Raw genomic sequence first — 8,087 nt, 5'->3', positions numbered from 1 at the left:
GGTGCGTGACGCACCGCCCCCGCGAACGCTGCCAGGTCTACTTACCGGGCACCAAGTGCCGTGAGACCGACCGCAGTTTCTCGCATGTCTCCTCGAATTCGCGGTCCGGAGTGGACTGTTCCACGATTCCGGCGCCCGCCTGAAGCCAAGTGCGGCCCTCCCTGCGGAAGATGGTGCGCAGGACCAGTGCCGCGTCCAGCGACCCGTCGGCGTCGACCGTCACCACGGCGCCGCTGTAGAGGCCCCGGCCGGCCGGCTCGTGGTCCCGTATCACGTGGTACGCCGCGGACTTCGGCACGCCCGAGGCGGTGACCGCCGGGAACAGCGCCGCGAAGGCGCTCCACGTGCCCACGTTCGGGCTCAGCGTGCCGGTCACCGACGACGCGAGGTGCTGCACGCTGCCGCGCGGTTTGACGCTCATGAAGTCGGTGACGTTCACCGACCCGGGCGTGCACAGCGGCTGGAGTTCGTCGTACGCGACCTTGACCGATATCGCGTGCTCGAAGATCTCCTTCGGGTCCGCGAGCAGGTCCGCACGCAGCCGGTCGTTCTCCCCGGTGTCCCCGCCGAGTGCGCGGGTGCCGGCCAACGGCTGTGTGGTGACGCGGCGTTCGGCGTCGACGGACACCACGATCTCGGGGCTGAACCCGGCCGCGGCCGTGCCGTCGACGTCCAGGAGGAACGAGCGCGTCGGGTTGTTGGCGCGGCGCCCCGCGAGGTAGGTCCCGACCAGGTCGACCGGCGTGGGCACCGGCACGACACGGGACAGGATCACCTTTTGCAGGCGGCGGTCCCGGATCGCGGCGACCGCGCCGCGCACCGACTCCCGGTAGGCGTCCGCGCCGGTGACGGTGACGTCGAGTGGTTCCGGCTGCTGTCGCGCCGGGGCCTGATGGCCGGTCAGAAGGCTTTCCACGATGTCGAGATCCACCTCGGACAGCGAGCGGATGAGCGCTCGTCCGGCGGTGACGTGGACTTCGGTTCGGGGGATCATCAGGTGCAGCAAGGTGTCGTCGCGCACCAGTTCGGGCAAACCCGCCTGAATGTATGCGAGTTCGAAACCGGCCCAGCCGTACGCACGCCAGCGGGTCACGGGGGCCGCGGCGAGCAGGCTGTCGACTGCGGGAAGCGGGGAATCGGTCCAGGGGACGGTGTGAGTCATCTCACCGATGCGGGCGTCGACGGTCTTGCGCGAAACCGTCACCGTGGCGATCGCCCCGAGGGCGACGAACCACGTGCCGGCGTTCTCGTACACCACGTAGGGCCGGCCGCCGTCGATGCCGAGAGGGGATTCGACAAGCGCCGCCGCGAGATCCAAAGGGTCTGCGGACAACGGGATTTCGCGCTCGAGATAGTCGTCGGTGGAGGTGGTCTCCCCCTTGGCGGGGCTGACCGGGGGGTGAACATCGGCGGACACGTGGCCTCCGGTGTCTGGCATGACTGCGGATAGTTAGGTAAGGCTATCCTGATTAATAGTCGATGATGCGGGGGTACGTCCATGCCTGACGATCGAAGGTAATTGCGACGGCGGGAAGTTCTGGCCACGGCTGCCACAGTTAGGTTAGCCTAACCTCTCGTATTGCCGTGCGATGGTGTGCGCTCTTGCGGTCACACCCCAGAAGGGATGCGTGCGTTGACCCCTCCTCAGTACGACGGATACGACGGACACGACGGCGGCGGCCACGCCCAGCAAGCGGTGTACGACCTCATCGGAGTCGGATTCGGGCCCTCGAACCTCGCTCTCGCGGTCGCGGTGGAGGAGCACAATGCCCACCTCGCCGACGAACAGCGCCTGAACGCCTTGTTCCTGGAAAAGCAGCCGGCCTTCGGCTGGCACCGGGGCATGCTCGTCGACGGCGCCACGATGCAGGTCTCGTTCCTGAAAGACCTTGTCACGATGCGCAATCCGACAAGCGACTTCAGCTTCGTGTCCTACCTGCACGGCATCGGCCGGCTCGTTGACTTCATCAACCACAAGGTTTTCTTTCCCCTCCGCGCGGAGTTCCACGGCTACCTGGAATGGGCGGCGTCCCGCGTCGCCCACCAGGTGCGCTACAACGCCGAGGTCACCGCGGTGCGCCCGGTGCGCGGCGAGGACGGCCGCATCACGGCGTACGACGTGGTCGTCGGCGAAGGGGACACCGAGCGGCGCCACCGTGCCCGCAACGTCGTTCTCGCACCGGGACTCCGGCCCCGCATGCCCGACGGCGTCGCGGTGTCGCCACGCGTCTGGCACAACGCGCGGCTGGTCCCGAACGTCGCCGCCACCGACCCCGCGAGCGTGCGTACCGCGGTCGTCGTCGGAGCCGGCCAGAGTGCCGCGGAGAGCGCCGACTACCTGCACCGGCGCTTCCCGGACGCCGAAGTGCACGCGGTCTTCACGCGCTTCGGCTACTCGCCCGCCGACGACAGCCCGTTCGCCAACCGCATCTTCGACCCCCAGGCCGTCGACCAGTACTACGAGGCGCCCGACGAGGTCAAAGAGCTGCTGACGGACTACCACCGCAACACGAACTACTCGGTCGTGGACGGCGATCTCATCACCGAGCTCTACCGCCGGGTCTACGAGGAACGCGTCGTGGGCCGGCCCCGGCTCCACATACGCCACGCCTCCCGGGTCGTGGAGGTCCGCGACGGCGAGGCGGGCACCGACGTCGACGTCGAGTTCCTGCCCACCGGAAAGACCGAGACCATATGCGCGGACGTCGTGGTCTACGCCACCGGATACCTCCCCGGCGACGCCCTCGGGCTGGTCGAGGGCGCGAACCAGGCCTGTGTGCACGACGCCGACGGGCGCCCGCGCCTCGGCCGCGACTACCGCGTGGTGACCGAACCACCCACCGCCGCGGGCATCTACCTGCAAGGCCCCACCGAGCACAGCCACGGCATCGGGTCGACATTGCTGTCCAACATCGCGGTGCGCGCAGGGGAGATCCTCGCCTCGGTCAGCGAACACCTGGGTGACGGCACCGGCACGGTCGGTGCGGATGACCGCGAGGGTGCGCTTCGGCGCGGCCAGGCCGTACCGGCGCAGCCGACACCGGAGCAGGCCACCGCCGACAACAACGAAGGCCCGCACCAGGACCTCGCGTTGACCAGGCGGAGCTGACGTGCGTCTCGGGGACATAGCGATCGACACGAGACCGCTGAAGGAGAGCCGGGACTTCCGGAATCTCTTCGCCGCCACCTCGCTGTCGATGCTGGGCACCGCGCTGACCTCGGTCGCCGCAAGCATCCAGGTCTACGACCTGAGCGGCTCGTCGCTTCATGTGGGCTTGGTCAACCTCGTCATCGGCGTGAGCCTGTGCGTCGGCCTTCTGGCCGGCGGAGTTCTCGCGGACCGCCGCGACCGCCGCACACTGATTCTGCGCACCCGCGCGGGCTCGGCGTTGGTGGTCCTGGCGCTCGCCGTGAACGCCCTCGTACCGAGCCCTCAATTGTCGGTCCTGTACGTTCTGGCGGTCGCCGCCGGCATCATCGGCGGGCTCGGCGCTCCGGCGCTCATGGCCGTCACTCCGGCCCTGGTCGGCCGCGAACATCTTGCTGCCGCGGGTGCGTTGCTGACGCTCACCACGCAATTCGGCGCGATGGTCGGTCCGGGGCTGGCCGGTCTCATCGCCGCAGGGCCCGGTGTCGCCGCCTGCTTCGCGATCGACGCGGCGGGGTTCCTCCTGGGCGCCGTACTGCTGTCCCGCCTGCCACCACTGCCACCGGAGCCGGACTCCGCCGCCGACCCCGAAGACGAACGGGCCGAGCAGCACCCGCTGCACGCGATCGCCGAAGGATTCCGGTACGTCCGTTCCAATCCGGTCATCCGCGGCCTGATGTTGGTCGACCTCGCCGCCGTGCTGCTCGCGATGCCCTACGCGCTGTTCCCCGAGATGGGGGAGGACGTCTTCGACGGCGGCCCGACGACCATCGGGCTCCTGTACACCGCGCCCGCGGTCGGCGCCAACATCGGTGCCCTGGTGAGCGGGTGGACCGGCCGCGTCGCCCGCCCCGGCATCGCGCTGATCACCGTGGCGTCGATATGGGGGCTGGCCGTCGTCGGCTTCGGCGTCAGCGGGCACCTCTGGCTCGGCATGCTGTTCCTCGGGATCGCCGGCTGCGCCGACACGATCTCCGAGATCCTGCGGAGGACCCTCCTGCAACAGTGCACGCCCGACCGGCTGCAAGGCCGGGTGGGCAGTCTCTGGCTCGCGCAGGCCACCGCCGGCCCGGCCACAGGCAACGCACTCTCAGGCAGCGTCGGGCGCTTGATGGGTCCGGGCACAACACTCGTCGCCGGCGGGCTCGCGTGCTTCGCCTCGGTGGCCTGCGTCGGGGCCGTCGCGAAGCCGCTGCGTGACGCGCGGCTGACACACGACCAGGAAACCGAAGGACCCCACACCCCCGCCTCCCCGGCGGACCCGGCCGACGCTCCCGCCCCGGAGCCGGACGGCCTCCCCACGACACACGATGTGGCAACCCCTCCACACGCCACCTGACGAAAGGGTGATTCGGTGTGACGAATCCGTTCGACGACGAAGACGGAACCTTCCTCGCGTTGGTCAACGACGAGGGGCAGTACTCCCTTTGGCCCGAATACCTCGCGGTGCCCGAGGGGTGGACCGTGGCCCACGGCCCCGCGCCGAGGGCCGCATGCCTGGAACACATCGAGACGGCCTGGACCGACATGCGACCGCGAACCCTCGTGGCCGCCACCGAGAACTAAAAGCGAGGAACCAGTGCTGCGCCAGCTGCTGAGCGGAAAGATCCACCGCGCCAAGGTGACCCAGGCCGACCTGCACTACGTCGGCTCCCTCACCATCGACGAAGACCTCATGGACGCCGCCGGCATCGCCGAGAACGAAGTGGTCCAGGTCGTCGACATCGACAACGGCGCACGTTTGACCACGTACGCCATCCGCGGCCCCCGGGGCAGCGGCGTCATCGGCATGAACGGCGCCGCCGCCCGCCTGATACAGCCGGGCGACCTCGTCATCATCATGGCCTTCGGACTTGTGGACGAAGCCGAATTCGCCACGCACCAACCGCGCGTCGTCCACGTCGACACGGACAACCGCATCGTCCACCTCGGCAGCGACTCCTCCGAACCGGTCCCCGGCTCGGACCAGATCTCCGGCGCCACCGTCGCCATGGCGTGACCCGAGCCCACGCGAAGTCGACACACCCTCAAATAACGAACGGCCCGTGCAGGCCGCCGAATTCGGCGGACCCCACGGGCCGTTCGCATGCGCTGGTCCGCGTGTACCGGATGATCACGGACACCACCTGATCAGTCCCCCAGCGTGGCGGCGCGGGAGCGCATCGCACGGCGTGCGGCCCGGTCCTCATCGTCCTCGGCCGACGCCGCGTATCCGTTGAGCATCACCTGTTCGGTTACCGCAGCCCGGCCGGCGACCAACAGAGCATGCAATGCCTCGGCTTCGGAAACCTGGCCATCGAGCTCCATGCCGGTCACCACTGCCAACGCCTCGCGTTCCGCGCTGCCGGGCGTTCGCAAGCGCTCCAGATGTTCGCGATCCTCGGCGGCCAAGGGCACGCTCTTTCGCACTTTCATGTGCATGGGCACAGATTGCACTACACATTGATGCTCGACAAATGCAGCACTGTCTGAGGCAAGTCGTGCAGCGGCCACGCAGATGGCAACGGCCCGTGGGCTTCCGCGGAGTTGCGGAGCCCACGGGCCGTTGAAGGACAGCCTGGGGTCAGGCGCCGGCGGCCTTGGCGGCCTTGGAGATGCGGGGGATCAGGTTGTCGATGATCCACTCGACGGAGAGCACCGTCGCGTTGCGCAGAGCGTAGAAGTCGTTGGAGTCGAGCGCGACATACGAGCCGCGCGTGACGACGTTCAGCTTCGCGAACTGGGGGTTCCCCTCGACGGCCTTCTGGACGCCGGCGTCGCCGTTGTAGCCGCTCAGGAGCACGTTGACCTCCAGGAGGTCGAGGCGTTCCAAGCTGAGCTGCGCCGCGAAGCCCTCGCCGGGCAGAGCGGCGATGTTGTCCGGGTGCGTCATGCCGAAGTTCCGCAGCATCTTGACGGAGATGTCTTCCTTGTCCTTCAGGACCATGATCGACCCGGCGTCCTGCGCGAGGGTGAGCGCGAAGGTCTTGCCGACTATCTCCGGGTACTGCTTCTGGACGTTGGCCACCTTCGCGTCCGTGTCCGCGACGAGCTTCTGGGCCTCGGCCGACTTGCCGAGGGCCTTGCCGACCTGGAGCACGACCTGCTGCCAGCTGTCCTGCGACGGGCCGACCTCGAACGCCGTCGTGGGCGCGATCTCGGAAAGCTTCTTGTACTCCTGCTCGACCCAGTAGTCGGTGTTCGCCAGGATCAGGTCCGGCTTGAGCGCGAGGACCTTCTCGATCGGCGCGCCGTTCTCGCCCATCGTGATGAGCTCGGGCTTGTCACCGGTGATCTTCGGCTGCGCCCACGGTGTGATGGGCGTCGTCTCGACCATGCCGACGAGTTGGACTCCCAAGGCCAGGGCGGCGTCCTGGTCGCCCTCGCCGAGCGCGACGATGCGCTTCGGCGCCTCCTTGATCGTCGTCGTCCCCAGCTTGTGGGTGATCGTGACGGGGTACGCCGCCGCCGGGGGCGCAGCCGACTCGGCCGAGGCGCCCGCGGACGCGGCTGTGCTCGCACCGGTGTTGGTCGCGTCCTTGTCCTCATCGTCGCCGCAGGCCGCGAGTGAGAGGACCAAGGCTGCGGTCATGCCCGCGACGACGGTGCGGGCGGTGCGGCTGCGTCGTGCGGCGAGGCGGCCGAGGAGCCCTGAGGTTCCGACTCTGTGCATGGCTGGTCAGTGCCTTTCTGGTTGGAGATTTCGTTCAGTTCGCTGCCGAGCAGCGGACCGATGTCGTCGACGGCCGACAGGGACAGAAGGTTGTCGTGTTCGTGGTCGACGGCGGTTTCGTGGACCGGGCCGTCGCAGTGCTCCGCCCAAGCCGCCCGACCGGTCCGGTCGGCGTTGGCGCGTACGGCGACGCACCGCAGTTCGCCCTGGAACGGCCCGAACGGCGTTGCGGGGACGAGGAACTCATGTGCCGTACGGGCGCGCAGGAGGGCGGTGACCACCTCGTCGCCCAGCTCGGCCGCCACGTCCGGGGCGCCCGGGTCGTCGGCCGAGGGACCCGCGACCGCGCGGCGCAGGTGCTCCCGCGCCTCGTCGTCGCCGAATCCGGTCGCCTCGCCGGGCGGAAGCGGAACGGCCGGTTCCGCGTCGAGGACCGCGAGGAAGCGTACTTCCTCGCCCTCGCGCTGCAACACGCAGGCCACGGCGTGCGCGACGCCGCCGCCGAACGACCAGCCCAGCAGGTGGTACGGCCCGTGCGGCTGCACGGTCCGGACGCGGCGGACGTACTCGTCGACCAGGTCCTCGAAGCGCACCGGGTCCGGGGCGCCGGAGAGGATCGGCGACTGGAGGCCGTACACCGGGCGCCCAGGGGAGATGTGCGGCAGCAGGGCCGCGTACGACCAGGCCAGGCCGAACCCCGGGTGCACGCAGAACAGCGGCGGCAACTCCCCGTCCGGGCGCAGCGCGAGGAGTGGCGCGAGCGACGGGTCGGACTCCGGGTCGGTGCGCAGCCGTTTCGCGAGCGCGGCCGGGGTCGGCGTGGTCATGACGGTGGCGACCGTCACCGACGCGGGGTCGTCGACGATCCCGGCGCGGCGGATCGCCCCGACGAGTCGCACCGCGAGCAGCGAGTGCCCGCCCAGGGCGAAGAAGTCGTCGTCGACGCCGACGCGCGGCAGGCCGAGAGTGTCGGCGAACGCCCGGCACAGGGCTGCCTCGTGCTCGTCGCGCGGGCCCCGCGAGGAGACCGCCGAGGTGAGGTCGGGCAGCGGCAGCGCGGCCCGGTCCAGCTTGCCGTTGACGGTCAACGGCAGCGCGTCGAGTCGGACGAACGCACTGGGCACCATGTAGTCCGGCAGGCGTGCCGCCAGCCACTCCCGCAGTGTCGCCGGATCGGCGGTGCCGACCACATACGCGGCCAGTGCCTTCCCATCGGGCGTGGGGATGATCGCGTTCTGTGTGATTTCGGGGTGGTTGCCGAGGGTGGTTTGGATTTCGGTGGGTTCG

Annotated in this window: 8 protein-coding genes; 4 read left to right on the top strand and 4 right to left on the bottom strand. The window is 69.4% G+C overall.

Annotation, left to right across the window (positions count from 1 at the left end; genetic code table 11):
* Positions 1-37: 37 nt before the first annotated feature.
* Positions 38-1,438 (bottom strand): salicylate synthase, encoded by a 1,401-nt coding sequence (locus ACRX5W_RS12075; RefSeq protein ID WP_436788063.1) that lies wholly within the window; start codon positions 1,436-1,438, stop codon positions 38-40.
* Between the two features lie 195 nt (positions 1,439-1,633).
* Between ACRX5W_RS12075 and ACRX5W_RS12070 the strand changes: the two genes are divergently transcribed.
* From ACRX5W_RS12070 to panD, 4 genes are read left to right on the top strand one after another with little or no spacing between them, the layout of a single operon-like run.
* The gene (locus ACRX5W_RS12070) at positions 1,634-3,109 is read left to right on the top strand and encodes a lysine N(6)-hydroxylase/L-ornithine N(5)-oxygenase family protein (RefSeq protein ID WP_436788062.1); all 1,476 of its coding nucleotides are present in this window, start codon (positions 1,634-1,636) and stop codon (positions 3,107-3,109) included.
* 1 nt (position 3,110) lies between these two features.
* The gene (gene entS / locus ACRX5W_RS12065) at positions 3,111-4,487 is read left to right on the top strand and encodes an enterobactin transporter EntS (RefSeq protein ID WP_436788061.1); all 1,377 of its coding nucleotides are present in this window, start codon (positions 3,111-3,113) and stop codon (positions 4,485-4,487) included.
* A 17-nt stretch (positions 4,488-4,504) separates the two neighbouring features.
* A complete protein-coding gene (locus ACRX5W_RS12060) occupies positions 4,505-4,714 on the top strand; it encodes an MbtH family protein (protein ID WP_436788060.1) in 210 nt (69 codons plus the stop codon).
* A gap of 13 nt (positions 4,715-4,727) precedes the next feature.
* A complete protein-coding gene (gene panD / locus ACRX5W_RS12055) occupies positions 4,728-5,147 on the top strand; it encodes an aspartate 1-decarboxylase (RefSeq protein ID WP_436788059.1) in 420 nt (139 codons plus the stop codon).
* A gap of 131 nt (positions 5,148-5,278) precedes the next feature.
* Here panD and ACRX5W_RS12050 read toward each other — a convergent pair whose 3' ends face one another.
* From ACRX5W_RS12050 to ACRX5W_RS12040, 3 genes are all read right to left on the bottom strand, one after another.
* On the bottom strand, positions 5,279-5,569 hold the full coding sequence (locus ACRX5W_RS12050) for a hypothetical protein (protein ID WP_436788058.1): 291 nt from the start codon (positions 5,567-5,569) through the stop codon (positions 5,279-5,281).
* Between the two features lie 142 nt (positions 5,570-5,711).
* Positions 5,712-6,719: an iron-siderophore ABC transporter substrate-binding protein gene (locus tag ACRX5W_RS12045; protein WP_436788057.1), complete on the bottom strand. Its 1,008-nt coding sequence runs from the start codon at positions 6,717-6,719 to the stop codon at positions 5,712-5,714.
* A partial coding sequence (locus ACRX5W_RS12040) for a thioesterase domain-containing protein (RefSeq protein ID WP_436788056.1) occupies positions 6,716-8,087 on the bottom strand: 1,372 nt, incomplete at its 5' end. The genes ACRX5W_RS12040 and ACRX5W_RS12045, both read right to left, overlap by 4 nt.

Source organism: Yinghuangia sp. YIM S10712 (genome assembly GCF_051388935.1).
Taxonomy (GTDB): domain Bacteria; phylum Actinomycetota; class Actinomycetes; order Streptomycetales; family Streptomycetaceae; genus Yinghuangia.
Note: the sequence above shows the minus strand (reverse complement) of the source record. Positions and strands in the feature narration are given on the sequence as shown.